At 74.8% G+C, this 26,002-nt stretch carries 27 protein-coding genes; 18 read left to right on the top strand and 9 right to left on the bottom strand.

The features are described from left to right. Positions 1–4: 4 nt before the first annotated feature. From cobO to ACJTNH_RS16175, 9 genes are all read left to right on the top strand, one after another. On the top strand, positions 5–595 hold the full coding sequence (gene cobO / locus ACJTNH_RS16215; protein WP_458177453.1) for a cob(I)yrinic acid a,c-diamide adenosyltransferase: 591 nt from the start codon (positions 5–7) through the stop codon (positions 593–595). After that, on the top strand, positions 592–720 hold the full coding sequence (locus ACJTNH_RS16210) for a hypothetical protein (protein WP_458177451.1): 129 nt from the start codon (positions 592–594) through the stop codon (positions 718–720). Before cobO ends, ACJTNH_RS16210 begins: the two co-directional genes overlap by 4 nt. After that, the gene (locus ACJTNH_RS16205) at positions 717–2,102 is read left to right on the top strand and encodes a cobyrinate a,c-diamide synthase (protein WP_458177449.1); all 1,386 of its coding nucleotides are present in this window, start codon (positions 717–719) and stop codon (positions 2,100–2,102) included. Before ACJTNH_RS16210 ends, ACJTNH_RS16205 begins: the two co-directional genes overlap by 4 nt. Before the next feature lie 156 nt (positions 2,103–2,258). After that, positions 2,259–3,794, top strand: a complete 1,536-nt coding sequence (gene cobC / locus ACJTNH_RS16200) for an Rv2231c family pyridoxal phosphate-dependent protein CobC (protein ID WP_458177447.1) — start codon at positions 2,259–2,261, stop codon at positions 3,792–3,794. Then, the gene (gene cobT / locus ACJTNH_RS16195) at positions 3,791–4,879 is read left to right on the top strand and encodes a nicotinate-nucleotide--dimethylbenzimidazole phosphoribosyltransferase (protein WP_458177534.1); all 1,089 of its coding nucleotides are present in this window, start codon (positions 3,791–3,793) and stop codon (positions 4,877–4,879) included. The genes cobC and cobT overlap by 4 nt, the downstream gene beginning before the upstream one ends. Further along, positions 4,876–6,123 (top strand): uroporphyrinogen-III C-methyltransferase, encoded by a 1,248-nt coding sequence (gene cobA / locus ACJTNH_RS16190; protein WP_458177445.1) that lies wholly within the window; start codon positions 4,876–4,878, stop codon positions 6,121–6,123. The genes cobT and cobA overlap by 4 nt, the downstream gene beginning before the upstream one ends. Before the next feature lie 178 nt (positions 6,124–6,301). After that, complete coding sequence (locus tag ACJTNH_RS16185; protein WP_458177443.1) at positions 6,302–7,240, top strand: ABC transporter ATP-binding protein; 939 nt, start codon at positions 6,302–6,304, stop codon at positions 7,238–7,240. After that, complete coding sequence (locus ACJTNH_RS16180) at positions 7,237–8,091, top strand: ABC transporter permease (RefSeq protein ID WP_458177441.1); 855 nt, start codon at positions 7,237–7,239, stop codon at positions 8,089–8,091. The genes ACJTNH_RS16185 and ACJTNH_RS16180 overlap by 4 nt, the downstream gene beginning before the upstream one ends. Then, positions 8,088–8,336 (top strand): helix-turn-helix transcriptional regulator, encoded by a 249-nt coding sequence (locus tag ACJTNH_RS16175; RefSeq protein ID WP_458177439.1) that lies wholly within the window; start codon positions 8,088–8,090, stop codon positions 8,334–8,336. The genes ACJTNH_RS16180 and ACJTNH_RS16175 overlap by 4 nt, the downstream gene beginning before the upstream one ends. A 172-nt stretch (positions 8,337–8,508) precedes the next feature. Here ACJTNH_RS16175 and ACJTNH_RS16170 read toward each other — a convergent pair whose 3' ends face one another. Beyond that, on the bottom strand, positions 8,509–9,228 hold the full coding sequence (locus tag ACJTNH_RS16170; protein WP_458177437.1) for a (2Fe-2S)-binding protein: 720 nt from the start codon (positions 9,226–9,228) through the stop codon (positions 8,509–8,511). Positions 9,229–9,341: 113 nt separating this feature from the next. Between ACJTNH_RS16170 and acs the strand changes: the two genes are divergently transcribed. The 3 genes from acs to ACJTNH_RS16155 all read left to right on the top strand — a co-directional run bounded on the left by acs (position 9,342) and on the right by ACJTNH_RS16155 (position 12,926). Next, positions 9,342–11,312 carry an acetate--CoA ligase gene (acs, locus tag ACJTNH_RS16165; protein WP_458177435.1) on the top strand — a complete coding sequence of 657 codons (1,971 nt, stop codon included), beginning with the start codon at positions 9,342–9,344 and terminating at the stop codon, positions 11,310–11,312. A 162-nt stretch (positions 11,313–11,474) separates the two neighbouring features. Further along, entirely contained in the window at positions 11,475–11,981 is a 507-nt protein-coding gene (locus ACJTNH_RS16160; RefSeq protein ID WP_458177433.1) for a phage holin family protein, read from the top strand. A 27-nt stretch (positions 11,982–12,008) separates the two neighbouring features. Next, positions 12,009–12,926: an alpha/beta fold hydrolase gene (locus tag ACJTNH_RS16155; protein WP_458177431.1), complete on the top strand. Its 918-nt coding sequence runs from the start codon at positions 12,009–12,011 to the stop codon at positions 12,924–12,926. An 82-nt stretch (positions 12,927–13,008) separates the two neighbouring features. Here ACJTNH_RS16155 and ACJTNH_RS16150 read toward each other — a convergent pair whose 3' ends face one another. From ACJTNH_RS16150 to nth, 5 genes are read right to left on the bottom strand one after another with little or no spacing between them, the layout of a single operon-like run. After that, a complete protein-coding gene (locus ACJTNH_RS16150) occupies positions 13,009–14,190 on the bottom strand; it encodes a MarP family serine protease (protein WP_458177429.1) in 1,182 nt (393 codons plus the stop codon). A 5-nt stretch (positions 14,191–14,195) separates the two neighbouring features. Further along, positions 14,196–14,675, bottom strand: coding sequence for a cupredoxin domain-containing protein (locus tag ACJTNH_RS16145; protein ID WP_458177427.1), 480 nt, complete (start codon positions 14,673–14,675; stop codon positions 14,196–14,198). Continuing rightward, positions 14,672–15,439 carry an NUDIX hydrolase gene (locus tag ACJTNH_RS16140; RefSeq protein ID WP_458177425.1) on the bottom strand — a complete coding sequence of 256 codons (768 nt, stop codon included), beginning with the start codon at positions 15,437–15,439 and terminating at the stop codon, positions 14,672–14,674. Before ACJTNH_RS16140 ends, ACJTNH_RS16145 begins: the two co-directional genes overlap by 4 nt. Beyond that, positions 15,436–16,032 carry a TlpA family protein disulfide reductase gene (locus ACJTNH_RS16135; RefSeq protein ID WP_458177423.1) on the bottom strand — a complete coding sequence of 199 codons (597 nt, stop codon included), beginning with the start codon at positions 16,030–16,032 and terminating at the stop codon, positions 15,436–15,438. Before ACJTNH_RS16135 ends, ACJTNH_RS16140 begins: the two co-directional genes overlap by 4 nt. Continuing rightward, entirely contained in the window at positions 16,029–16,841 is an 813-nt protein-coding gene (gene nth / locus ACJTNH_RS16130) for an endonuclease III (protein ID WP_458177421.1), read from the bottom strand. The genes ACJTNH_RS16135 and nth overlap by 4 nt, the downstream gene beginning before the upstream one ends. 240 nt (positions 16,842–17,081) lie before the next feature. Between nth and ACJTNH_RS16125 the strand changes: the two genes are divergently transcribed. Together ACJTNH_RS16125 and ACJTNH_RS16120 are read left to right on the top strand one after the other, a co-directional pair. Further along, on the top strand, positions 17,082–17,363 hold the full coding sequence (locus ACJTNH_RS16125; protein ID WP_458177419.1) for a hypothetical protein: 282 nt from the start codon (positions 17,082–17,084) through the stop codon (positions 17,361–17,363). 139 nt (positions 17,364–17,502) lie between these two features. Continuing rightward, positions 17,503–18,201 (top strand): Crp/Fnr family transcriptional regulator, encoded by a 699-nt coding sequence (locus ACJTNH_RS16120; protein WP_458177417.1) that lies wholly within the window; start codon positions 17,503–17,505, stop codon positions 18,199–18,201. Positions 18,202–18,395: 194 nt separating this feature from the next. On the opposite strand, the gene ACJTNH_RS16115 is transcribed toward ACJTNH_RS16120, so the two are convergent. The 3 genes from ACJTNH_RS16115 to ACJTNH_RS16105 all read right to left on the bottom strand — a co-directional run bounded on the left by ACJTNH_RS16115 (position 18,396) and on the right by ACJTNH_RS16105 (position 19,997). After that, positions 18,396–19,196, bottom strand: a complete 801-nt coding sequence (locus ACJTNH_RS16115) for an NUDIX hydrolase (RefSeq protein ID WP_458177415.1) — start codon at positions 19,194–19,196, stop codon at positions 18,396–18,398. 145 nt (positions 19,197–19,341) lie between these two features. Next, entirely contained in the window at positions 19,342–19,812 is a 471-nt protein-coding gene (locus ACJTNH_RS16110) for a RidA family protein (protein WP_458177413.1), read from the bottom strand. Between the two features lie 11 nt (positions 19,813–19,823). Continuing rightward, entirely contained in the window at positions 19,824–19,997 is a 174-nt protein-coding gene (locus tag ACJTNH_RS16105) for a hypothetical protein (protein WP_458177412.1), read from the bottom strand. Positions 19,998–20,094: 97 nt separating this feature from the next. Here ACJTNH_RS16105 and ACJTNH_RS16100 point away from each other — a divergent pair, with 97 nt between their 5' ends. The 4 genes from ACJTNH_RS16100 to ACJTNH_RS16085 all read left to right on the top strand — a co-directional run bounded on the left by ACJTNH_RS16100 (position 20,095) and on the right by ACJTNH_RS16085 (position 25,915). Beyond that, on the top strand, positions 20,095–21,054 hold the full coding sequence (locus tag ACJTNH_RS16100; RefSeq protein ID WP_458177410.1) for an ArsA-related P-loop ATPase: 960 nt from the start codon (positions 20,095–20,097) through the stop codon (positions 21,052–21,054). Next, positions 21,051–22,265 carry an ArsA family ATPase gene (locus ACJTNH_RS16095; protein ID WP_458177408.1) on the top strand — a complete coding sequence of 405 codons (1,215 nt, stop codon included), beginning with the start codon at positions 21,051–21,053 and terminating at the stop codon, positions 22,263–22,265. Before ACJTNH_RS16100 ends, ACJTNH_RS16095 begins: the two co-directional genes overlap by 4 nt. A gap of 152 nt (positions 22,266–22,417) precedes the next feature. Beyond that, the gene (locus tag ACJTNH_RS16090; protein WP_458177406.1) at positions 22,418–23,542 is read left to right on the top strand and encodes a fatty acid desaturase; all 1,125 of its coding nucleotides are present in this window, start codon (positions 22,418–22,420) and stop codon (positions 23,540–23,542) included. Between the two features lie 132 nt (positions 23,543–23,674). Then, positions 23,675–25,915, top strand: a complete 2,241-nt coding sequence (locus tag ACJTNH_RS16085) for a transglycosylase domain-containing protein (protein WP_458177404.1) — start codon at positions 23,675–23,677, stop codon at positions 25,913–25,915. Positions 25,916–26,002: the final 87 nt, after the last annotated feature.

The raw sequence follows: 26,002 nt of genomic DNA, 5'->3' as shown, positions 1-26,002 counted from the left end.
GGTCGTGCCGCAGGACGGACTCAGCACCCGGCAGCGCCGCAACCGGCCGCTGCTGGCGGTGCACACCGGTGAGATGAAGGGCAAGTCCACCGCCGCCTTCGGGATGGCGATGCGGGCGTGGAACCAGGGCTGGTCGATCGCGGTCTACCAGTTCGTCAAGAGCGCCAAGTGGAAGGTCGGCGAGGAGAACGCGCTGACCGCGCTGGGCCGGGTGCACGAGACCACCGGCGAGGGCGGGCCGGTCGTCTGGCACAAGATGGGCTCGGGCTGGTCGTGGTCGCGCAAGCACGGCGACGAGACCGACCACGCCGCCGACGCCGCCGAGGGGTGGGCGCAGATCAAGCGCGACCTGGCCGCCGAGGCGCACCGCTTCTACGTGCTCGACGAGTTCACCTACCCGCTGAAGTGGGGCTGGGTCGACGTCCAGGACGTCGTGGAGACCCTGACGAACCGCCCGGGCAGCCAGCACGTGGTCATCACCGGCCGCGACGCCCCACCCGCGCTGGTCGAGGCCGCCGACCTGGTCGTGGAGATGACCAAGGTCAAGCACCCCATGGACGCCGGCCAGAAGGGCCAACGGGGGATCGAGTGGTGACCACCGTCCCGCGGGTCGTCGTCGTCGGCTTCCTCGTTGATCATGGGCGTCTTGCCCGGCGCAACGCCGTTCTCCGGCGTGTCACCGGCAACGAGCCGATGATCAACACCGGGGGGACGGCGTGAGCACCCACATCCCGCGGATCGTGGTCGCGGCGCCGTCGTCGAACGCGGGGAAGACGTCGATCACGACCGGGCTGATCGCGGCGCTGACCGCCCGTGGGCTCGCCGTCAGCCCGCACAAGGTGGGCCCGGACTACATCGACCCCGGCTACCACGGTCTCGCCGCCGGGCGGCCGGGCCGCAACCTGGACACGTGGCTGGTCGGCGACGACCGGATCACCCCGCTGTTCCTGCACGGCGCCCGTGGTGCCGACGTGGCGGTGGTCGAGGGCGTGATGGGGCTGTTCGACGGCGCTGCGCACGCCAGCGTCGAACCCGGCTACGGCTCCACCGCCCAGGTCGCCGCGCACCTGCAGGCCCCGGTGGTGCTCGTCGTCGACGCCGCCTCGCAGGCGCGCAGCGTCGCCGCGCTCGTGCACGGGTTCGCCACCTTCGACCCGACGGTGCGGATCGGCGGCGTCGTGCTCAACCGGGTCGGCTCCGACCGGCACGAGTCGATCCTGCGCGAGGCGCTGGGCGCGGCCGGGGTGCCGGTGCTGGGCGCGGTCCGCCGGATCACCGAGCTGCAGACGCCGTCCCGGCACCTGGGCCTGGTGCCCGCAGCCGAGCGGTCGGCCGAGGCGGTGCGCACGGTGCGGGCGCTGGGCGCGGTCGTGGAGTCGAGCGTCGACCTGGACGCCGTCCTCCGGCTGGCCCGCACCGCGCCCGACCTGACCGGCGAGCCGTGGGACGCGGCCGCCGAGGTGACCCGGGTCGAGGGCCGCCCGGTGGTCGCCGTCGCCGGCGGGCCGGCGTTCACCTTCGGCTACGCCGAGACCGCCGAGCTGCTCGCCGCGGCCGGTGCGGAGGTGGTGACCGTCGACCCGCTGCGGGACGACGCCCTGCCCGCCGGCACCCGGGCGCTGGTCGTCGGCGGCGGCTTCCCCGAGGTGCACGCCAGCGCGCTGAGCGCCAACGTCGGGCTGCGGACGGCGATCGCCGAGCTCGCCCGGTCCGGGGCCCCGATCGCGGCCGAGTGCGCCGGGCTGCTGTACCTCTCCCAGGAGCTGGACGGCGAGCCGATGTGCGGCGTGCTGCCCACCACGACGGCGATGCACCCCCGGCTGACGCTGGGCTACCGGGCCGCGGTCGCGCTCACCGACAGCGTGCTGGCCCCGGCCGGCACGCGGGTGCGCGGGCACGAGTTCCACCGCACCACCGCCGGCCCGGCCGCGGGCGCGACCCCGGCCTGGCAGTGGAACGCCGACGGGCCGGAGGGCTTCGTCGCTGGCGGCGTGCACGCCTCCTACCTGCACCTGAACTGGGCCGGGTCGCCCGGCATGGCCTCCCGCTTCGTCGCCGCGGCGGCGCGCGTGCCGCTGGGCGCCCTCGACGCCCGTGGCTGAGCGACCGCTGCCCGCGGTGCACGCCGGGCGCGGGGCGCCCGCCGCTGCCGGCAGCCCGCCGCCAGGTCAACCGCCGTGTTCCGGCGACGCCCACCCCACGGACGTCGGCGCGCTGCTCCCCGACCGCATCGGCGCCCCCTCGTGCTGACCGTCGGCGTGGGCACGTCCACCGGCGCGACCGCCGAGGACGTGCTGGCCGCCGTCGACGCGGTGCTGCCGCCCACCGCCGGACCGGTGCGGCTGGCCACGCTGGACACCCGGGCCGCCGAGCCGGCGCTGCGGGAGGCCGCCGCCCGCCGGGGCTGGCCGCTCACCGGGCACCCGGCCGCCGCGCTGGCCGCCGTGCCGGTGCCGACGCCGTCGGACCGGGTCGCCTCGGCGGTCGGCACCGCCTCGGTCGCCGAGGCCGCGGCCCTGCTGGACGGCGGCGAGCTGCTGGTCGCCAAGACCTCGCACGGCCGGGTGACCGTCGCGGTCGCGGTGCGCGCCGACGCCGACCCCCGGCACCACCACATCGACCTCCGGCACCACGACATCGACCTCCGGCACCACGACACCGACCTCCGGCACCACGACACCGACCTCCGGTACGACGACCCCGACCTCCGGCACCACGACATCGACCTCCGGCACCATGACACCGACCTCCGGCACTCCGACATCGACATCCGGCACCATGGCGACGCCGAGGTCGCCCCCGGGCTGGTCGACCTCGCGGTCAACGTGCGCGCCGACGCCCCGCCCGCCTGGCTGCGCGCGGTGCTGCACCGGGCGGTCGACGCCAGCGCCGGCTACCCCGACCCGCGCCCGGCCCGCGCCGCGGTCGCCGCCGCGCACGGCCGGGACGAGGCCGAGGTGCTGCTCACCGCCGGGGCCGCCGAGACCTTCACCCTGCTCGCCCGGGCGCTGCGCCCGCGCCGCGCGGTCGTCGTCCACCCGTCGTTCACCGAGCCGGAGGCCGCGCTGCGCGCCGCCGGGCACCCGGTGGAGCGGCTGCTGCTCGACCCGCCGTACGACCGGCTGACCGGCGTCCCGGACGACGCCGACCTCGTGGTGCTGGGCAACCCGACCAACCCGACGTCCGCGCTGCACCCGCACGCCACCCTGGCCGCACTCGCCCGCCCGGGCCGGGTGCTCGTGGTCGACGAGGCGTTCGCCGACACCGTGCCGGGCGAGACCGAGTCACTGGCGCACCGCACCGACCTGCCGGGCCTGCTGGTGGTGCGCAGCCTGACCAAGACCTGGGGCCTGGCCGGGCTGCGGGTCGGCTACGCGCTGGGTCCGGCCGACCTGGTCGCCGCCCTGGCCGCCCAGCAGCCGCACTGGCCGGTGTCCACCCCGGCGCTGGCCGCGCTGGCGGCCTGCACCACCCCGGCGGCCCGGGCGGAGGCCGACGAGGTGGCCCGCCGGCTCGCCGTGCACCGGGCCGCTCTGCTGGCCGCGCTGCCCACGGGCGTCGAGGTGGTCGGTGAGCCGGCGAGCGCCTTCGTGCTGGTGCGCGTCCCGGGTGGTGCCCGGGTGCGCGAGCGGCTGCGCGAGCGTGGCTGGGCGGTGCGCCGCGGCGACACCTTCCCCGGCCTGGACGGGGACCACCTGCGGGTCGCCGTCCGCGACCCCGGGACCTCCCGTGCGTTCGCGTCAGTGCTGGCTGAGATCCTTGCCGAGGTCCAGACCCCCGAGGAGACCCGCTGAGCACCGATCCGTCCCCGTTCCCCGGCACGCTGCTGGGCGCCACGATCGCCGCCGTCCGGCCGCGTGACGTGGCCGCCGAGTGTGCCGCGCGCGAGCGCCTGGACCGGATGACCAAGCCGCCGGGCTCGCTCGGCGTGCTGGAGGACGTCGCCGCCCAGCTGGCCGGCACCACCGGGCAGTGCCCCGCGCCGCTGCCCACCCCCCCGGCGGTCGCGGTGTTCGCCGGCGACCACGGGGTGCACGCCCAGGCCGTCACTCCCTGGCCGCAGGAGGTGACCGCACAGATGGTCGCCAACCTCGCGGCCGGCGGCGCGGTGGTCAACGCCTTCGCCGCCCAGCTGGGGGCCGACGTCGTCGTGGTCGACGTCGGGGTGGCCACCCCCGTCGGTCCGGCCGCGCAGCTGCTGGAGCGCAACGTCCGCCGGGGCACCGCCGACCTGGCCCTCGGCCCGGCGATGACCCTCGACGAGGCCCGCCGGGCGGTCGAGGTGGGCATCGAGGTGGCCACCTCGCTCGCCGCCGACCACGGGTGCCTGGTCACCGGCGACATGGGGATCACCAACACCACCGCCTCGGCCGCGCTGGTCTGCGCGTTCACCGGTGCCGCCCCGGCCGAGGCCACCGGGCGCGGCACCGGCGTCGACGACCCCACGCTGGCCCGCAAGGTCGACGTCGTCACCCGCGCCGCCGCCCGGGTGCCGGCCCGCCCGGCCTCGCCCGAGCAGGCGCTGGCCGCGCTGGCCGAGGTCGGCGGCCTGGAGCACGCCGCGCTGGCCGGCTTCGTGCTCGGGGCCGCCGCGGCCCGGGTGCCGGTCCTGCTGGACGGCGTGATCGCCGGCTCGGCCGCCCTGGTCGCCGCCGCCCTCTGCCCGGCGGCGCTGGAGCACGCACTGGCCGGCCACACCTCCGCCGAGCCCGGCCACGCCCTCGCGCTGCGGGCACTGGGCCTGCGCCCGCTGCTCGGGCTGGACCTCCGGCTCGGCGAGGGCACCGGCGCCCTGCTGGCCCTCCCCCTGGTGGCCAGCGCGGCCCGCGCCCTGCGCGACGTCGCGACCTTCGACTCGGCGGGCGTCACCGAGAAGTGACCAGCACCCGAGACACGTCCGGCACCCCCGACCCGGCGAGCGTCTACCCCGTGGGCCTGCGGCTGGCCGACCGGCGGGTCGTCGTCGTCGGGGGCGGCCAGGTCGCCCACCGCCGCGTCGCCGGCCTGCTCGAGGCCCGCGCCCAGGTCACCGTGGTCAGCCCCGAGGTCACCCCGGCGCTGGAGGCGCTGGTCGCCCCCGGCTCGGTCACCTGGCACCCGCGGCGCTACGTCCCCGGTGACCTGGCCGGCGCCTGGTACGCCGTCGCGGCCACCGACGACCCCGCGGTCAACGCCGCCGTGGCCGCGGAGGCCGAGCGCGACCGGGTGTTCTGCGCCCGCGCCGACGACCGCTCCGCCTCCAGCGTCTGGACCCCCGCCGTCGGCCGGCAGGGCGACCTCGTGGTCGGCGTGCACGGTGGCGGCGACCCGCAGCGGGCCGTCGGCGTCCGGGATGCGGTGCTCGCCGGGCTGACCGACGGCTCCATCGCCGACCGCGCCTCCCGGGCCCCCTCGGTGGCCGCCGGCAGCGTCGTCCTGGTCGGTGGTGGGCCGGGCGACCCCGGGCTGGTGACGGTGCGCGGCCGGCAGGCGGTCGCCAGCGCGGACGTCGTCGTCGCCGACCACCTCGCCCCGCAGGCGCTGCTGGCCTCGCTGCCCGCCGACGTGCTGGTCATCGACGCCTCCAAGCTGCCGCGCGGGCGGTCCATGGCCCAGGAGCAGATCAACGAACTGCTGGTCGGCCACGCGCTGGCCGGCCGCCGGGTGGTGCGGCTCAAGGGCGGCGACCCGTTCGTCTTCGGCCGCGGCTACGAGGAGCTCGAGGCCTGCGCCGCCGCGGGCGTGCCGGTGGAGGTCGTCCCGGGGATCACCAGCGCGATCGCCGTCCCGGGGCTGGCCGGGGTGCCGGTCACCCACCGGGGCATGACCCACGAGTTCGTGGTGGTCTCCGGGCACGTGCCCCCCGGCCACCCGGCCTCGCTGGTCGACTGGGCGGCGCTGGGCCGGCTGCGCGGCACCGTCGTGGTGCTGATGGGCGTGGACACCGCACCGGCGATCGCCGCGGCGCTCGTCGAGCACGGCCGACCGGCCGACACCCCGGTCGCGGTCGTCACCGACGGGGCGATGCCGACCCAGCGCACGCTCCGCACCACGCTGGCCGGGCTGGCGCAGACGATCGCCGACGAGGGCGTGCGCCCGCCGGCGGTCTGGGTCGTCGGCGACGTCGTCGCCCTCGGCGCCTGACCGCTCGACTCCCCCACCCCAGGGCACCAGCCCCCTGGCACCCGGCCCGCCCGGCTCGTGGCCACCGCCACCCGAGCGGCATCGGCGCACGACCGCGCATGTAGTACTTGTACTACCGCCATAGCACTCCTACTCTCCCGAGCATCAGCGTCGTCCCCGCGCGCAGGAGTGGTGCTCCATGACCGCGTCACCCGTTCCGCACGACACCGTCGATCCCCCCGCCGTCCGGGTCCGCGACCTGCGGATGAGCTACGGCGACCACCCGGTGCTCACCGGCGTCGACTTCGACGTCCACCCCGGCGAGGTGGTCTGCCTGCTCGGCCCCAACGGGGCCGGCAAGACCACCACCATCGAGGTCCTGGAGGGCTTCCGGCTCCCCTCGGCCGGCACCGTCGAGGTGCTCGGCGTCGACCCGGCCACCGGCGACGACGCCTGGCGCGCCCGGATCGGGGTGGTGCTGCAGTCCTGGCGCGACCACCCCCGCTGGACGCCGCGACGGCTGCTCACCTACCTGGCCGGCTACTACGCGCCCTACTCGACGCCGGCACACCCGCGACCGTGGGTCGTCGAGGACCTGCTGGTCACCGTCGGGCTGACCGACGAGGCCGACCGGAAGATCGCCACCCTCTCCGGCGGGCGCCGCCGGCGGCTCGACGTCGCCGTCGGGCTGATCGGCCGGCCGGAGCTGCTCTTCCTCGACGAGCCGACCGCGGGCTTCGACCCGCAGGCCCGCCGGGACTTCCACGACCTGGTGCACCGGCTCTCCGACCTGGAGGGCACGTCCATCCTGCTCACCACGCACGACCTGGGCGAGGCCGAACGGCTGGCCGACCGGATCCTGATCCTCACCGACGGGCGGATCGTCGCCGACGGCAGCGCGGAGGCGCTCACCCGGCAGGTGGCCGGCACCAGCGAGGTGCGCTGGTGCCGGGACGGCGAGCGCTTCGTGCACGCCACCGACGAGGTCGTGCCCTTCGTCCGCCGGCTGCTCGCCCAGCACGGCGACGAGCTGACCGACCTGGAGGTGCGCCGGGCCGACCTGGAGGACACCTACATCGCGATGGTGCAGCGCTTCGAGTCCCGGCCGCAGCGGCACCTGGCGGAGGTGGCCCGGTGACCGCCTCCCGGCAGGCCGTGCGCCAGGGCCTGCGCCGGGGCTGGACGGAGTTCGTGCAGAGCCTCCGCAGCCCGCAGGACCAGGGCTTCTACCTGTTCATCGGCGTGGTCACCCTCGCCGTCCTCTGGTTCAACCGGGACAACGAGGTCGGCGACACCGGCCTGCTCTACCCGACGTTCGCGTTGCCCAGCATCCTGGGCGGGCTGCTCACCTTCGGCCTGGTGATCGGTCCCGGCTACTCGCTGGCGATGGAGCGGGAGGACGGCACGCTGCTGCGGCACAAGGCGCTGCCGCACGGCATGGAGGGCTACGTCACCGGTCAGCTGACGCTGCAGTCGCTGACCCTGGTGCCCAGCCTGCTGGTCGTGCTCGTGCCGAGCCTGCTGCTGTTCGACGGGGTGGCGCCCGACAGCGCCGGCGGTTGGGCGGCCCTCCTCGGCCTGGTCGTCCTCGGCCTGCTCGCCACCATGCCGTGGGGCATGGTGCTGGGCTCGGTGGTGCCGGGCATCCAGAAGATGGGCACCTGGGGCATGCTGCCGATCCTGCTGATCACCGCGATCTCCGGCATCGTCGTCCCGATCCAGGCGATGTGGGGCTGGGTGCAGGCGGTCGCGCAGGTCTTCCCGGTCTACTGGCTCGGCCTCGGGCTGCGCTCGGCCTTCCTCCCCGCGGAGGCGGTCGCCGGCGAGCTGGGAGACTCCTGGCGGACCGGCCCGATGCTGCTGGTCCTCGGCGCCTGGGCGGTGGCCGGGCTGCTGGTCGCACCACGGGTGCTGCGCCGGATGGCCCGGCGGCAGTCGGGGTCGACGGTCGAGGCGGCACGGGAGTCAGCTCTGCAGTGGGTGCGGTGAACGACGGGGTCTTCAACCGGATCGCCCTGCTCCGGGCCGAGCAGGGCGTCAGCCGGCGGGAGCTGGCCGACGCCCTCGGCGTGCACTACCAGACGGTGGGCTACCTGGAGCGCGGTGAGTACGCACCGAGCCTGCACCTGGCGCTGCGGATCGCGGAGTTCTTCGGGCTGCCGGTGGAGACGGTCTTCTCCACCACGCCGTTCCCCCGGATCAGCGACGCCGCACCCCGGGCCTCGTCCGGCTGAGACCCGGCCGTGTGGTCCACGCCACCACGGGCCGGCGTCCGAGGACCGTCACCGGCGACGTCCCCCGGAGGCGCCCGTGAGACGGGGCCCGCCGACCCGGCGGGCCCCCTGGCCGGGCCCGGTCGTCGGACCGTGTCGCACGGTCCCGTCGCCGGGCGCCGTCCCGCTCGGCTCACATCCGCTCGGCGAGGTCCTCCAGCAGCACCTGGCGCTGCACCGGGTCGCGGCGGGGGCAGGAGGTGCAGACCACCTCGTGCGGCACCTGCCAGAGCAGGCAGCACGACGCCCGGCGGGTGAACCGGACGGCGCGGCCGGCAGGCGCTGCCACGTCGACGTACCGCGGCCTGGGCAGCGGGTCGCCGACCGCAGCGGCCAGTGGCGCCGCCAGCGCGGTGACCGCCTCGACGTCGCCGACCGCCCGGCCCACCGCGAGCAGCCGGTTCGCCAGCGAGTCGGTGGCGATCGCCCACAGCGGCCGCTCGCGCATCTGCCCCGCCTCGGCGGTGGCGGCCACCACCGCGGCCAGCGCGGCGCGCAGCTCCGGACCGAGGTCACCCCGCCCGGCCCGGGTGGTCGCCGCCACCGGGGTGCCACCGACCACGTGCAGCCGGGTGTCGGCCAGCTCGGCCGAGAGCCGCACGCCGGTGGCCAGGCCGGCGAGCACCGGGGTGAGCAGCACGCTGGACACCGAGTACCACCACAGCGTCGCCAGCACCCGCCGGTCCTGGGTGCGCTGGCGGACGGCGCGCGCGGTGAGCACCTGCGCCGTCCACTCCGGGTCGGCCAGCCGTCCGGCGGCGACGGTGGCGGCCCCGGGCGGGGCCAGCAGCCCCAGCGCCGCCGCCCCGGGCACCCGGGCGGCGACCGCCGCCTGGGCTCCGTCGTCGGTCACCCCGCGAGTCTGCCGTGCGGGCCGGACCTGACGAGAGGTGACCGGGGCCATAGGTTGTGTGCCGAGGCAGCGCCGCCACGAGGTGAGGCGGCGCCCGGACCCCGGAGGTGCGCGTGAGCGAGACGACCGACGAGCAGAACCTGTCCAGCCGACTGCCCGAGGGCGGCTTCCCGCCGCCCGAGGCGCTGGCCGCGGCCGCCAACGTCGGCCCCGACGTCTACGAGCGCGCGGCCGCCGACCGGATCGGCTTCTGGGAGGACGCCGCCCGCCGACTGGACTGGGCCCAGCCCTGGGAGCAGGCACTGGACTGGAGCGAGCCGCCGTTCGCCAAGTGGTTCGTCGGCGGCAAGCTCAACGTGGCGGTCAACTGCGTCGACCGGCACGTCGACGCCGGCCACGGCGAGCAGGTCGCCTACCACTGGATCGGTGAGCCCGGCGACACCCGCACCCTCACCTACGCCGAGCTCAAGGACGAGGTCTGCCGCGCGGCGAACGCCCTGACCGAGCTCGGGGTGCAGGCCGGCGACCGGGTGGCGATCTACATGCCGATGATCCCGGAGACCGTGGTCACCATGCTCGCCTGCGCCCGGATCGGCGCCGTCCACATGGTGGTCTTCGGCGGCTTCTCCCCCGACGCGCTGGCCAGCCGGATCACCGACGCCGACGCGAAGGTCGTGGTCACCGCCGACGGCGGCTACCGGCGCGGTGCGCCGAGCGCCCTGAAGCCCAACGTCGACGAGGCGCTGACCAAGACCGAGGGCGTGCGCAGCGTGCTGGTGGTCAAGCGCACCGAACAGGACGTCGAGTGGACCGAGGGCCGCGACGTCTGGTGGCACGACCTGGTCGCCCGCCAGTCGACCGAGCACGAGGCACAGGCCTTCGACGCCGAGCACCCGCTGTACATCATGTACACCTCGGGCACGACGGCGAAGCCGAAGGGGATCCTGCACACCTCCGGCGGCTACCTGACCCAGGTCAGCTGGTCGCACTCCGCCGTCTTCGACCTCAAGCCCGACACCGACGTCTTCTGGACGGCGGCCGACGTCGGCTGGGTCACCGGCCACAGCTACATCGTCTACGGCCCGCTCTCCAACCGGGCCACCTCGGTGATGTACGAGGGAACGCCGGACACCCCGCACCAGGGCCGCTGGTGGGAGATCGTGCAGGAGTACGGCGTCACCGTCCTGTACACCGCCCCGACGACGATCCGCACGTTCATGAAGTGGGGCGAGAGCGTCCCGGCCGGGTACGACCTCTCCTCGTTGCGGCTGCTCGGCTCGGTCGGTGAGCCGATCAACCCCGAGGCGTGGCTCTGGTACCACGAGCACATCGGCGGTGGCCGCTGCCCGATCATGGACACCTGGTGGCAGACCGAGACCGGCGCCCACATGATCACCCCGCTGCCCGGCGTCACCACGCTCAAGCCCGGTTCCGCCCAGCGCCCGCTGCCGGGCATCGGCGCGAAGGTGGTCGACGAGGAGGGCAACCCGATCGAGCCCGGCGCCACCGGCTACCTGGTGCTCACCGAGCCCTGGCCGTCGATGCTGCGCACCATCTGGGGCGACGACGATCGGTACAAGGAGACCTACTGGAGCCGGTACGGCGAGGGCGTCTACTTCGCCGGCGACGGCGCCAAGCTCGACGAGGACGGCGACATCTGGCTGCTGGGCCGGGTCGACGACGTGATGAACGTGTCCGGGCACCGCATCTCCACCACCGAGGTCGAGTCGGCGCTGGTGAGTCACCCGACGGTGGCCGAGGCGGCGGTCGTCGGCGCCACCGACCCGACCACCGGCCAGGGCATCGTGGCCTTCGTCATCCTGCGCGGTGACGCCGTCGACTCCGGCGAGGACCTGGTGAAGGTGCTGCGCCAGCACGTGCGCAAGGAGATCGGGCCGATCGCCAGCCCGCGGCAGATCATGGTCGTGCAGGAGCTCCCGAAGACGCGCTCGGGGAAGATCATGCGGCGACTGCTGCGGGACGTCGCCGAGAACCGGGACCTCGGCGACGTCACCACCCTCACCGACTCCTCGGTCATGGACCTGATCAGCGCCAAGCTGCCGTCCTCCCCCAGCGAGGACTGAGGCAGGCGCGTCCAGCAGGGGCCGACCGAGGGTCCCCGGCGTCGGGTGGCCGGGCGTCGGGGACTCCATCGGGGGGTCCGGGACGGCGGGGCGGGCGATCATGCGGCACGATCACCCGAGGAACCGCGTCGCCGATCGGCGCTGATGAGGGAGGAGCCACCTGTGGCCCACAGTGTCTCGACGACTGGTGCACCGCTGGCCGGCCGCACCGCCGGCCCGGTCGAGCCGTCGGTCGGCACCCTGGCCAAGAGCGCCATGGCCGACATGTCCACCCTGATCCGCTCGGAGATCGAGCTGGCCAAGGCCGAGGTCACCACCTCGGCCAAGCGTGGCGGGGTCGGTGCGGCCGCGTTCGCCGCCGCCGGCGTGATGCTCGCCTTCGCGGCCTTCTTCTTCTTCTTCTTCGTGGCCGAGCTCCTCGACCTGTGGCTCCCCCGCTGGGCGGCGTTCCTCATCGTGTTCGTCTTCCTCGTCGTCGCCGCGATCGTCGTCGGCCTGGTCGGTCTGCGGTTCTTCAAGAAGATCGAGAAGCCCGAGAGGACCCTCGAGACGCTGTCGGACCTCCCCGACCTGGCTCGCCGCGAGGCCCCCGGCCAGCGCCAGCACGACCTGCCGACCGTCCGGGACGGCCAGGTCGTCCGGCAGGACCCGCACGCCCGCCTGCGCTGACCCGACCGCACTGACGTGACAGGGCCGGTGGCCGGGCAGCCGGACGCGACCAGCGTCCTGCTGCCCGGCCCCTGGGCGCACCGGGACATCTCCGCCAACGGCGTCCGGCTGCACGCCGCCGAGGCGGGCGAGGGGCCGTTGGTGCTGCTGCTGCACGGCTTCCCGCAGTTCTGGTGGTCCTGGCGCAACCAGCTGACCGGGCTGGCCGCGGCCGGGTTCCGGGTGGTCGCCCCCGACCTGCGCGGCTACGGGGCCAGCGACAAGCCACCACGCGGCTACGACCTGCCCACCGCCGCCGCCGACGCCGCCGCCGTCGTCCGGGCGCTCGGTGAGACCGAGGCGGTGGTGGTCGGCGCCGACTGGGGCGGTCTGGTGGGCTGGACGATGGCCGCCCTGCACCCCCGGAGCGTCCGCCGGCTGGTCGTCGTCTCGGCGGCCCACCCACGGCGGCTGCGCGGCTCGGTCACCGATGCCCGCCAGCGCCGGGCACTGGCCCACGCCCTGGCCTTCCAGCTCCCCCGGCTGCCCGAGCGCCGGCTGACCCGCGCCGACGACGACCCGGTCGCCGAGCTGATGCGCCGCTGGGCCGGGCCCTCCTGGGCGCAGACCGCCGACTTCGCCGAGGCGGTGGGCCGGTACCGGGCGGCCGCCCGCATCCCGCAGGCCGCCTACGGCGCGATGGAGTACTACCGGTGGGCCGGCCGGTCCCAGCTGCGTCCGGACGGGCTGCGCTTCGCCCGGCGGATGGCCGCCCCGGTCACCGCGCCCACCCTGCAGCTGCACGGCGCACTGGACCCCTACGTCCTGCCCTCCACCGCCCTCGGCTCAGGCCGCTACGTGGCCGGCGCGTACGAGTGGCGGGAGCTGCCCGACGTCGGCCACTTCCCGCAGGAGGAGTCCCCCACCGAGGTCACCACCGCCATCGCCGACTGGGCCAGCAGCTAGCCGGTCCGATCAGGTGCTCGGGCGGCCCCCGAGCAGGGGCCCGCCCCGAGCGGAGCGAGGGGTGGGGGGCTCGGGGGTCCTTTCACTCGCAGGGGCCGGTGTCGGCGGCGGCGACCGCACCGACGCCGGCGGCCGCGGCCTCGGCGACCTGCGCGGCGGTGAGTGCGTAGCCGGTGTCCGGGTCGTCGATCGCCGAGGCGAAGACGACGCCGAGCACCGTGCCGTCCGGTGCGAACAGCGGGCCACCGGAGTTGCCGGCGCGCACCTGGCCGAAGAGGGCGTAGACGTCACGCTGGACCGTGCGGGTGGCCCGGAAGTCCGGGCCGCTGATCTCGCCGCGGTCGCGCACCCGCGCCGGCCCCACGTAGAACGGGCCGCCACCGGGGTAGCCCATGACGATCGCGTCGTCGCCGGTGTCGGCCGGGGCCGCCGCGAAGGAGAGCGGCTCCTGCGGCAGGCCGGGGACGGCGAGCACCGCCACGTCGGTGTCCTCGTCGACGTAGACCGGCGTCGCCTCGTAGCTCTCCCCCTCGGCGATCACCGTGGGCCGGCTGACCCCGGCCAGCACGTGGGCGTTGGTCATCACCCGCTGGTCGGCGTAGACGAACCCGGAGCCGTCGATCTGCCGGGAGCAGGACTGGGCGACGCCGCGGATCTGCACCACCGACCCCGACACCTGGGCGACCACCGGGCTGGCCAGCAGCGCCTGGTCCGGCTCGGGCACCTCCCGCGCCTGGGTCGGGGTGAGCGGGTCGAGCACGTCGGGCAGCCCGTTGCGGTCGATCGCCTCGCGCAACGAGTCGTACAGCGTGCGCACCTGGTCGGGCACCGTGCGGTCGACGGCCTGCACGAGGGCCGACTGGCGCACCGAGCTGGCCACCCCGGGGAACGGCGAGCTGGCCAGCGGGGTGGCCACCATCCAGGCCACCAGCAGGACGGCGGCCGCCGAGAGCACCGCCCCGGCCACGGCGTCGAGCATCTCGGCCGGTTCCCAGGTGACCCGCTTGCGCACCGCGCGGCCGATCAGCCCGGCCAGCAGCTGACCGAGCAGCGCGCCGGCGAGCACCACGACCAGCGCCACGAACACCCGGGTCACCGACGAGTCGGCGAGGTCGTCGGCGATCGGGCCGGACAGCTGCGCGCCCACCACCGCGCCCCCGAAGAACCCCACGAAGGACGTCGCGGAGACGATGACGCCCTGGCGGAACCCGGAGAGCGCGAACAGCAGCGCCAGGACGATCAGCGCGACGTCGACGACGGACATGCCCCTCAGCCGCTCACCGTCATGGTGCCGACCTGCCCCAGCGCGGTGTGGAAGCTGCACTCGAAGGGGTGGTCGCCGGGCACGGAGACGGCGAACTCGATCGTCTCGCTCTGCCCCGGGGCCAGGTAGGGGATCTGCTCGGTGATCGTCTCCGGGCCGGCGTCGGCGGTGAACAGGAAGTTGTGGGTCAGCTGGTCACCGACGTTGCGCACGGTCAGCCGCACCTGCCCGGGGGCGACGGTGAAGGTGTCCGGGGTGAAGACGTAGTCGTCCCCGGTCTCCAGGGTGATCTCCTGGACGCCGTCCGCGGCGGTGCGGACCGCGCCCACCTCGCCACCGGTGGTGCGCGTCGCCTCCGGCAGCGTCGGCTGCTCGTTGCTGCAGCCGGTCAGCAGGGCCAGCAGCGCGGCGAGGGGCAGCAGCAGACCGGCCAGCAGCCGGCCGGGTCGTCGCGCGGCTCCCGCGCGGGGCACAGTCGCGCTCATCGCCCTGGCACCGTACGCGCGGATCCGTCGCCGGCGGCGCCGTCGGCCACGGTCGGCGCGGCGCGGTCGGCGAGGTCGGAGTCGATCGGCTCCTCCTCGCTGTCGGCCGGCCCGGCCGCCGCCAGGCCCGCCAGGGGCCGGACGTCGTCGGCGTCCCACCGGCGCGCCAGCCCGGCCGCCTCGAGCACGGCGTCCAGCAGGGCCGCGGTGAACCCCCAGACGACCATGTCGGCGACGCCGAACGCCGGGCCGACGTAGCCGGCCGGGTGGCGCACCCGGAAGCGGTTGGCCGGGTCGACCAGGTCGCTCAACGGCACCCGGGCCACCCGCGCCACCTCGCGGGGGTCACCGGTGGTCACGTCCCGCGGGTCGTCCCACCAGCCCAGCACCGGGACGACGAGGTTGTCCGACGGGCCGAGGAAGAGCGCCGGCAGGGTGGCCAGCACCCGCACCCCGGCCGGGTCGACACCGGCCTCCTCGTGGGCCTCGCGCAGCGCCGTCCCCACCGGGTAGTCGTCGCCCGGGTCGGCGCCGCCGCCGGGGAAGGCCGGCTGGCCGGCGTGGCTGCGCAGGTGCGCGGACTTCTCGATGAGCAGCACGTCGGGGCCGGCCGGGCCCTCGCCGAAGAGGATCAGCACGGCCGAGCGCCGCGCGCTGGCCGACGGCTGCCCGTGCCGGTGCCACAACGGCAGCTGCCCGGCGTTGGCCACCAGCCGCTGCAGGTGCTCCGGGAGGCCGGCCAGCTCGCTGTCCGGGACGGTCACAGCTGCACGTCCAGGTGGTCGGCGACGAGCTGCTCGAACTCCTCCAGCGAGTGCACCGGCCCGATCTGCAGGTGGGCCACGGAGCCGTCGGCGGCGAGGAAGACCGTGTGCGGCAGGTTGTTCACCCCCAGCGAGCTCATCACCTCGCCGTCGGCGTCGAAGGCGCTCGGGAAGGTGACGCCGGAGTCCTCGGCGAACGAGGCGGCCTGCGGCACGCCGTCGACGCTGACCACCCCGAGCACCCGCACCTGGTCACCGGCGACGTCGGCGAGCTGCTGCACCAGCGGCAGCTCCTCACGGCAGGGCCCGCACCAGCTGGCCCAGAGGTTGAGCACCGCGGGCACCCCGGGGGCCCGGCTCAGGTCGAGCGTGCCGCCGCCGAAGCACTCGAAGACCGTCGGCGGCAGGTCGCTGTCGGCGGCCGGCACGTCGGGCTGCTCGGGGCAGGGCGTCAGGTCGGTCTCGACGTCGGGCAGCTCGCTGCTCGCCGAGCTGGGCGCCGCGACGTCGTCCGGCTCGTCGGAGGAGCAGCCCGCCAGCAGGGCCGCGCCGAGGGCGAGGACGGCCACCAGGGACCGCGCGGCGCGGCTCACTCGGTGTCCGATGCGGCCGGGGTCTTGACCAGCTTCGCGGCTGCCTCGGGGTCCAGCGGCCCGATCCCGTACGAGGGGCACCACGCGGCCAGACCGCACGCCCCGCAGGCCGGCTTCTTGGCGTGGCAGACCCGGCGGCCGTGGAAGATCACCCGGTGGGAGAACATCGTCCACTCCTTCTTCGGGACGATCTCCGCGATCTCGGTCTCGACCTTGACCGGGTCCTCCTCCGCCGTCCAGCCGAACCGGCGCACCAGCCGGCCGAAGTGGGTGTCGACGGTGAGCCCGGGGACGCCGAAGGCGTTGCCCAGCACCACGTTCGCCGTCTTGCGCCCCACCCCGGGCAGCGTCACCAGGTCGGCCAGCCGGCCGGGCACCTCACCGTCGAACCGCTCCACCAGCGCCTGGCCCAGCCCGATCACCGAGTTGGCCTTGGCCCGGAAGAAGCCGGTGGGCTTCAGCACCTCCTCCAGCTCGGCCCGGTCGGCCCCGGCGTACGCGGCGGCGTCGGGGTAGCGGGCGAACAGCACCGGGGTGACCTTGTTGACCGTCTTGTCGGTGGTCTGCGCGGACAGGACGGTGGCCACCAGCAGCTCCAGCGGCGTGGTGAAGTCCAGCTCGCAGTGCGCGTCGGGGTGGATCACCGCCAGCTCGCGGGCCATCCGCCGGGCCCGGCGGGTGCGGGCCAGCGCGCTCTCCTGCGGGTCGAAGGGCGACACGCCCAGCCGCGCGACCGGCCCGGGGCGGCGGGCACGGGCGGGGCGGGTGTAGGCCGGGAGGGCATCGGGTGACGTCGCTGACCGGGACACGCACGTGAGGGTAGGCGTCGGCACTGTCAGGCCGTGCCGCGACGACGCCGTCCGGGCCTGCCGCGACGACGCCGTCGGACGTGCCGATGCGACCTGCCCGGCCGTGCCGTCACGACGGTTCGGCGGGCGACCGGCATACTCGGTGCAGGTGGCACGCCGGACAGGTCCGTGCCCGACCGCACGACGACATCGTCTCTCCCCCGGGCCTCCCCGCCCGGAGACGTCGCCGAGGAGGTGCTCGTGGTCGCCCTCATCGTGATCCTGTTCCCCCCGCTGCTGATCGCGTTCCTGCTGGTCATGGAGCGCGTCGAGGAGCCGCTGCGCCGTCCGACGTCCCAGCGCGAGGTCGAGGACTTCCTCGGCACCGCCACGGCGGCCGAGGTCGGCACCCTCGCCAACTCCGGCATCCGCCGGGCGATGGGCCGCTGGCGCGCCCGGCGCCGTGGCCGAGCCCGGAGCGCCCCCCGGCCGGTCCTCACCGAGCGTGCCCCGGCACCCGGTCCCGGGCCGGACGGCGTCTGAGAACGGGCACGTCCGGCCGGCCGGCAGGAGCCCCGCACACCCAGCTGCCACTCAGAGTGGGCAGATCGGTGACGCAGTGCACTGGTGAGCCGAGCCACAGGCCCTAGACTCTTCGACAGCGCGGGTCGCCATCGCACCCGTGAGGACGTTGCGAGAGGTGCACGTGGACGAGGTCCTTGCCCAGTCCGGTCTCTTCCAGGGACTGTCGGAGGAGGCTGCCGAGCCGGTCGCGAGCGGTCTGGAGACGGTGACGCTGCCCCGCGGTCGCGTGGTCTTCAACGAGGGCGAGTCGGGCGACAGCCTCTACGTCGTCCTGTCCGGCAAGGTGAAGATCTCCCGCCGGGCACCCGACGGCCGGGAGAACGTCCTGGCCGTGATGGGCCCCTCCGACCAGTTCGGCGAGCTGTCGGTGTTCGACCCGGGCCCGCGCACGGCGACGGCGACCGCGGTCACCGACGTGCGGCTGGCCAAGATGCCCAACACGATGCTGCGGCCGTGGATCACCGCCCACCCCGAGATCGGTGAGCAGCTGCTGCGGGTGCTGGCCCGGCGGCTCCGGCGCACCAACGACTCGGTCGCCGACCTGATCTTCACCGACGTCCCCGGCCGGGTGGCCAAGGCGCTGCTGCAGATGGCCGACCGCTTCGGCAGCCGGGAGACCGACGGCCTGCGGGTCAAGCACGACCTCACCCAGGAGGAGCTGGCCCAGCTGGTCGGCGCCTCCCGCGAGACGGTGAACAAGGCGCTGGCCGACTTCGTGCACCGCGGCTGGATCCAGCTGCAGGGCAAGTCGGTCGTCGTCCTCGATGAGGACCGTCTCCGCCGCCGCGCGCGGTGACACAGAACTGAACGTCAGAGGCCCGGAACCGATCAGGTCCCGGGCCTCTCGCGTTCACTGCCAGGTGGCCACAGGTACGGACCCCGAGCGCAGCGAGGGCGGACTCGGGACGGGCCCGGAGGGTCCTGCCGAGGACGACGGAAACGGCTCAGCGCAGCCGGCACCGGCTCCTGGCCGCACTGTGATCCGGAGGATCACGATGAGAGCGGCACGACCATCCGGATCCTGGTGCCGTCGGGCAGCAGCGCCCAGCGGCCGTCGCGGCCCTCGGCGAACGTCGGCATGATCGGTTCCAGCGGGGCCGGAGGCGAGCCGGCCAGGGCCGCGGCGGCGTCCGGGAAGGCCGCCAGCTGACCGAGGGTGTGGATCGTCGGCGGCAGCATCGGGCGGGTGCCGCCGGCGTGCTCGTCCAGCGCCGCTCCGGGTGTCGTCCACACCGCCTCGTCGGCCTCGCCGGAGACGTCCCGCGCCTCCTGGCCGGTGGGCAGCAGAGCGGCGAAGAACTTGGTGTCGTACCTCCGCCGTTCCGGGGGTGGGGTGATCCAGTGCGCGAACGGGCGGAGCAGGTCGGCGCGCAGCGCCAGGCCGCGGCCGGCGAGCAGCTCGGCGAGGGACATCTCGTGGGCCATCAGCGCCTGCCGCTGGGCCTCCCAGTCCTCGCCGGAGACGTCGGGGACGACGCCGGCGCCGTCCGCCGGGCCGGCGAGCAGCACGCCGGCCTCCTCGAACGTCTCGCGCACCGCGGCGCAGACCAGCTCGCGGGCCAGCCGCTCGTCGCAGCCGAAGGCGGCCGCCCAGTCGGCCGGCGGCGGCCCGGTCCAGGCCAGGTCGGTGTCACCGTCCCGCTCGTCGACCCCACCGCCGGGGTAGGCGCTCATCCCCCCGGCGAAGGGCATGCCCTTGGTGCGGCGCAGCAGGTAGACCTCCAGCCCGACCGCGGCGTCCCGCAGCAACAACACCGTCGCCGCCTGCCGGATCGGCACCGCGCCGGTCATCGGACCGGGGACCCCCGGTACGGACGCCGACGGAGGAGGCGGTGGCCCCGGCGCGGGGGCCGGAGGCTCCCCGCCGGGGACACGGCGACACGCTCGTCGGCGTCGGCACCGGTACGTGGCCGCGGTGCCGTCCGGAGGACGGCCATCAGCGCAGTTCGACGGTGAGCTCGACCTCGACGGGGGCGTTCATCGGCAGCTCGGCGACGCCGACGGCGCTGCGGGCGTGCTGCCCGGCCTCGCCGAACACCCGGCCGAGGAACTCGCTGGCACCGTTGACGACCCGCGGCTGGCCGGAGAAGCCCTCGGCGCTGGCCACGTAGCCGACCACCCGGACGACCCGGGCGACGGAGTCGAGCCCGACGAGGTCGTCGATGGCGGCCAGCGCGTTGAGCGCGCAGACCTTGGCGTCGGCGGCGGCGTCCTCGGCGTCCACGGAGCCGCCCACCTTGCCGGTGCGGCGGAGCCCGCCGTCGACGAAGGGCAGCTGGCCGGAGGTGAACACCAGCTGGCCGGTGCGGACGGCCGGCACGTAGGCGGCGACCGGGGCCGCGACCGGGGGCAGCCGCACACCGAGCTCGGCGAGGCGGGCGTGCCAGCTGTTCGTGGGGGCGCTCATCGTCGTCGGCCTCAGTTGGTGGGGCGCTTGAGGTAGGCCACCAGCTGGTCGCCGCCACCCGGGCCCGGGACGACGGTCACCAGCTCCCAGCCGTCGACGCCCCAGGAGTCCAGGATCGCCTTGGTGTTGTGGGTGAGCAGCGGGATGGTCGCGTACTCCCAGGTGCGGCGGGTGGTTTCGCTCATGCCGCGACGCTAGCGCAGCCGGGACAGGCCGGGATCGTCCACCGCTCGTAGGCTCGGCGGGGTGACCTCCGCTCCCCCGTCCGTGCGCTGCCATGTCGTGACCGGCAAGGGGGGCACCGGCAAGACGACCGTGGCCGCTGCCCTCGCGCTCTCCCTCGCCGCCGACGGCCGGCACGTGCTGCTGGTGGAGACCGAGGGCCGGCAGGGCATCGCCCAGCTCTTCGACACCCCGCCGCTGCCCTACGAGGAGCGCCGGGTCGCGGTCGCCCGCGGGGGCGGTGAGGTGAAGGCCCTGGCGATCGACGTCGAGGCGGCCTTCCTCGAGTACCTGGACATGTTCTACAACCTGAAGCGCGCCGGCTACGCGCTGCGCAAGATGGGCGCGGTCGACTTCGCCACCGCGATCGCCCCGGGCCTGCGGGACGTCCTGCTGACCGGGAAGATCAAGGAGGCGGTCACCCGTCGCGGCAAGGACGGCCGACCGGTCTACGACGCGGTCGTGGTCGACGCTCCGCCGACCGGGCGGATCACCCGCTTCCTGAACGTGACCAACGAGGTGGCCGGGCTGGCCCGCTCGGGGCCGATCAAGGCGCAGAGCGACGGGGTGATGGCGGTGTTCCGCTCGCCGCTGACCGCCGTGCACCTGGTGACCCTGCTGGAGGACATGCCGGTGCAGGAGACCGCCGACGCGATCGCCGAGCTGACCGCCGCGCAGCTGCCGGTGGGGTCGGTGATCGTCAACATGGCCACCGAGCCGCTGCTGCCGGCGGCGAGCACCGCCCGCACGGCCGAGGGCCGGCTGACCGCCGCCGACCTGCTGCCGGCGTTGACCGCCGCGGGGGTCCCCGCCGCTCCGGAGGTGGCCGAGGGGCTGGCCGCGGAGGCCGTCGAGCACGCCCGGCGCTGGGTGGCGCAGGACGCGCTCCGCGGGGACGTCGAGGCGCTGGGCCGCCCGGTGGTGGAGCTGCCGCTGTCGTCGTCCCCGATCGACCTGGGCTGCCTGTTCGAGCTGGCCGAGCGGCTCGAGGGCCAGCTGCAGACCGGGGTGGCGGCGTGAGCGCCCCGCGGCGCCCCGCGGTGGCCCCGGCGCTCGACCTCGCCGCCCTGGTCGAGGACCGGGCGACCCGGATCATCGTGTGCTGCGGCTCCGGTGGCGTGGGCAAGACCACGACGTCGGCGGCGCTCGCGCTGGCCGCGGCCGAGGCCGGCCGGGAGGTCGTCGTCCTGACCATCGACCCGGCCCGCCGGCTGGCCCAGTCGCTGGGCCTGGTGGAGCTGGACAACGAGCCGCGGCTGGTCGAGACGCCGGGTGCCGCCGGTGAGCTGCACGCGATGATGCTGGACATGAAGCGGACGTTCGACGACGTCGTGTCCGCGCACTCGACGCCCGAGCGGGCGCAGGTGATCTTCGACAACCCCTTCTACCAGGCGCTGTCGTCCTCCTTCGGCGGGACGCAGGAGTACATGGCCATGGAGAAGCTGGGGCAGCTGCGGGCCAGCGACCACTGGGACCTGGTCATCGTGGACACCCCGCCGTCCCGCTCGGCGCTGGACTTCCTGGACGCCCCCAACCGGCTGTCCCGCTTCCTCGACGGCACCATGATCCGGCTGCTCACCGCCCCGGCGCGGGCCGGCGGGCGGGCCGGGGTGCGACTGGTCGGCGCCGGCTTCTCGCTGTTCAGCCGGATCATCAGCAAGATCCTCGGCGGGCAGCTGCTGAACGACATCTCCGCCTTCGTCTCCGCGCTGGACACCATGTTCGGCGGGTTCCGTGAGCGCGCCGACGCCACGTACCAGCTGCTGCGCCAGCCCGGGACGTCGTTCGTGGTGGTCGCCGCCCCGGAGCCGGACGCGCTGCGGGAGGCCTCCTACTTCGTCGACCGGCTCTCCACCGAGGGGATGCCGCTGGCCGGGCTGGTGCTCAACCGCACCCACCCGCCGGCGACGACCGCGCTGTCGGCCACCCGCGCCGAGGCCGCCGCGGAGGCGGTCGCCGAGGCCGGTGGGCCGGGGTCGGAGCTGGCCGCCGGGGCGCTGCGGGTGCACGCCGAGCGGATGACGGTCGCCGCGCGCGAGCAGCGGCTGGCCGACCGGTTCACCAGCGCCCACCCGGAGGTGCCGATCCGCGCGGTCCCGGCCGCGGCCGGCGACGTGCACGACCTCGACGGGCTCCGGCTGATGGGCGAGGCGCTGCTCGCCGCCGAGGCCGACACCGGCACGGGCACCCCGCGCAGCCGCGTCCTGCCGCTGCGACCCGCGGCCGGCTGACCTCCTCGTCCCTGGGGTGGGAGGGGCGCACGGGACAGGAGGAGGTCCCGTGCGTCACCCGTTCGTGTCCGCGTCGCCCGGGGCCTGGTCCCGGTCGTGACGCACCGTTAGCGTCCGCCCGACCGTTCCGTCGGAGGGATGACACACCAGGCATGAGCACCGCACCCGAGCTCGACCGCAGCACCGCGGCGACCACGTCGCCGGCCGGCCTCTTCGGCACCGGCACCGCCGTCCCCGTCGACGTCCCGCCCGCCGCCGAGCTGCCGGTCGAGATCCCGGTCGACCTCACCGGCATGGACGCCGACGACAAGGCCCGCACCAAGGTCATCACCTCGGCGATCCGCCGCCGGTCGCAGGAGCTGCGCCGGGATCACCCGGTCCTCCGCCACCAGGACGCCCTCGGCCTCACCGCGTTCGGCGTCGCCGTCCTCGGCTTCGTCGGCAGCGGCGCGCTCTACCTGACCGGCGTCCTGCCCTGGTACGTGACGCTGTTCGTCTCCGCCGCCTTCGCCGCGGTCGGGCACGAGGTCGAGCACGACCTGATCCACGCCCTCTACTTCCGCCGCCGCAAGGCCGTGCGGTACGCGCTGCTGTTCGGCGTCTGGGCGATCCGTCCCTACACGATCAACCCGGTCTACCGGATCCGGCTGCACCTGCGGCACCACGCGTACTCCGGCCTGCCCGACGACATCGAGGAGGTGTCGATCACCAACGGCAAGCCGTGGGGCGCCGTCCGGCTCTACAGCCTGCTCGACCCGTACGTGCCGGCGCTGGTCCGCATCGTCACCACCCGGCCGCAGGACGCCGAGGACGCCCTCTGGCGGAAGACCATCCTCAAGGCGAGCATCGGGCTGACCCCGGTGGCGATCACCATCTGGTACGCCTTCCTCGGCCTGCACGTGGCCTCCTGGCTGGGCGCCGACGTGCCGGCGGGCTGGCTGCACGCGCTCACCGTGCTGACCGTCGTCTGGGTCGGCCCGAACGTGTGGCGTGGCTTCTGCCTGCACTTCATCAGCAGCAACATGCACTACCAGGGCGACGTCGAGCAGGGCAACGTGCTGCAGCAGACCCAGGTGTTCAACCGCTGGTACCTGGTGCCGTTCCAGGTGTTCTGCCTCAACTTCGGCAGCACCCACCCGATCCACCACTTCTACGTGGCCGACCCGTTCTACGTGCGCCAGCTCATGGAGCGGGACATCCACCCGGTGCTCGCCGCCAACGGCGTCCGCTTCAACGACATGGGCACCTTCAAGCGGGCCAACCGGTACAACGGCTGACCTCGTCCGGGGCGTGATCGGGGACACTCCCCGGCACGCCCCGGACGACGCGCCGGGCCCCGCCGGGCACGCCCGCGCGTCGGCGTCGGAGGCACCGGACGCCGGGCCCGCGGACAGGTACCTTGGCCTGCGATGTCCGAGTCTGCGAACCCCCGTCTGGGCGCCCTGGTCAAGCTGGCCGTGACGATCGTCGTCGCCGGTGCCCTCGTCGCCGCCATGCTGCTGCCCTGGGTGGGCGGTCCGGGCCTCGTCGCCCGCAACTCCACCAGCCTGCTCGACGCCCTGCCGGTCGAGCTCACCGACGAGACGCCCAACGGCAACACCAAGGTGCTGGCCGCCGACGGGTCGCTGATCACGGAGTTCTACACGAACAACCGCACCCCGGTGACCCCCGACCAGGTCTCCGACGTGATGAAGCAGGCCCTCGTCGACATCGAGGACTCGCGCTTCTACCAGCACAACGGCCTGGACGTCGAGGGCACCATGCGCGCCCTGGTCAAGAACATCGCGGCCGGTCAGGTCGAGGAGGGTGGCTCCACGCTCACCCAGCAGCTGGTGAAGCAGACCCTGCTGCAGACCGCGGACACCCCCGAGGAGCGCGAGGCCGCCGACGACCAGACGGTGGGCCGCAAGCTGCGCGAGGTGCGGCTGGCCCTCGCCCTGGAGGAGACCTACTCCAAGGACGAGATCCTCACCCGGTACCTGAACATCGCCTACTTCGGGGCCGGCGCCTACGGCATCCAGGCCGCCGCGCAGAAGTACTTCAGCGTCAACGCGATCGACCTGACCCTCCCCCAGGCGGCCGTGCTGGCCGGTCTGGTGCAGAGCCCGGGCAACACCGACCCGATCAACAACGTGGACGCGGCGACGGCCCGGCGCAACCAGGTGCTGGCCCGGATGCACGAGCTCGGCCACATCACCGACCAGGAGCTCGCCGACGTGACGGCGGCGCCGATCCCGCTCGCCGTCGGCGGCAACCCGCCGAACGGCTGCGCCCAGGCGGTCACCGGCGGGTTCTTCTGCGACTACCTGCAGGGCTACCTGATCAACACGCTGGGGATGACCCAGACCCAGCTGGACAACGGCGGCTACACCGTCCAGACCACGCTGCGCCCGGACGTCCAGGCCGCCGGTGACCAGGCCGTGCTGAACACCGTCGGGCTGACCAGCGACCTGATCGGCGCCTACGACGTGATCGAGCCGGGCACCGGGCACGTCCTGGCGCTCAGCGTCAACCGCACCTTCGGGTGCGGCGACCCGGCGGCCGGCTGCGAGTCGGTCAACTTCGCCGTGACGCCCAGCAAGGGCTCCGGGTCGACCTTCAAGACCTACGTCGCCGCCGCCGCCCTGGAGAAGGGCCTGCCGGCCAGCCACACCATCACCACCCCCGAGCCCTACCGGTCGCGGATCTACACCACCTACGAGGACGGCCGGAAGGTCCCGTACCAGGTCGGCAACGTGGGCAGCTCCTACCCGAACACGCTGACCATGACCCAGGCGCTGTACATGTCCTCGAACACCTACTTCCTGGCCCTCGAGGACGCCCTCGGCTCGGTGGCCCCGGCGGTGGAGATGGCCCAGCGGCTCGGCATGCGCTTCGACGCACCGAACCAGAAGCCGGCCGAGGAGTGGATCGAGGGCAACCAGGCCTCGTTCCCCTACAGCCCCGAACCGGTCAGCCCGCTGCACCTGGCCAACTCCTACGCGACCATCGCGGCCAGCGGGGTCAAGTGCGAGCCGACGCCGGTCCTGGCGATCACCCGGACCAACGGTGAGCCGCTGACCGGCGAGGACGGCCAGCCGCTGGTCAAGGGCGACCAGTGCAGCCAGGTGATCGACCCGGGCATCGCGAACACGCTGAGCCAGATGCTGCGCAAGGACGTCGAGCCCGGCAACCGGCTGCAGACCGGCGACAACGCCTACATCTCCGGCCACCAGATCGCCGGCAAGACCGGCACGGTGAACAACAACGACTCGGTCACCTTCGTCGGCTCCACCCCGGAGTACACCGCCAGCGTCATGGTCTTCCGGCCGCTGGGCATCGACAGCGTCGGCGGCTACGGCGGTGGCAAGCCGGCCACCATCTGGCGCGACGCGATGCTGCCGATCCTGAGCAACCAGGCGACCGCGGAGTTCCCGCCGGCCGACCCGAAGTACGCCGGGCGCGGTGTGGACGCCACCCCCACCCCGACCCGGTCGTCGTCCGACGACGACGACGAGGGCGGGAGCTCCAGCAGCCGGACCCGCAGCAACACCGGTGGCGCGGCGAGCTCGTCGTCCGCACCGGCGCCCGAGTCGTCCACGCCGGCCGCACCGCCGGCAGACCCCGGAGCGGCCCAGCCCGACCTGAACGGGGACGGTCAGCCCGGCTGACCAGCGACGCACCGGGGGGGGGGGGGGGGGGGGGGGGGGGGGGGGGCGGGGGCCGGGGGCGGCGGCGGGGGCGCGGCGCCCCCGCCC

Source organism: Modestobacter lacusdianchii, assembly GCF_054177765.1.
The sequence above is the reverse complement of the archived record's forward strand: the minus strand, read 5'-3'. Positions and strand labels throughout refer to the sequence as shown.

Bases quoted from the DNA above. Each gene is read 5' to 3' on its own strand.
- ACJTNH_RS16185 (WP_458177443.1), top strand. From the start codon at position 6,302: ATGACCGCGTCACCCGTTCCGCACGACACCGTCGATCCCCCCGCCGTC.
- ACJTNH_RS16150 (WP_458177429.1), bottom strand. From the start codon at position 14,190: ATGTCCGTCGTCGACGTCGCGCTGATCGTCCTGGCGCTGCTGTTCGCG.
- ACJTNH_RS16145 (WP_458177427.1), bottom strand. From the start codon at position 14,675: ATGAGCGCGACTGTGCCCCGCGCGGGAGCCGCGCGACGACCCGGCCGG.
- ACJTNH_RS16115 (WP_458177415.1), bottom strand. From the start codon at position 19,196: ATGACCGGCGCGGTGCCGATCCGGCAGGCGGCGACGGTGTTGTTGCTG.
- ACJTNH_RS16110 (WP_458177413.1), bottom strand. From the start codon at position 19,812: ATGAGCGCCCCCACGAACAGCTGGCACGCCCGCCTCGCCGAGCTCGGT.
- ACJTNH_RS16105 (WP_458177412.1), bottom strand. From the start codon at position 19,997: ATGAGCGAAACCACCCGCCGCACCTGGGAGTACGCGACCATCCCGCTG.
- ACJTNH_RS16090 (WP_458177406.1), top strand. From the start codon at position 22,418: ATGAGCACCGCACCCGAGCTCGACCGCAGCACCGCGGCGACCACGTCG.
- ACJTNH_RS16085 (WP_458177404.1), top strand. From the start codon at position 23,675: ATGTCCGAGTCTGCGAACCCCCGTCTGGGCGCCCTGGTCAAGCTGGCC.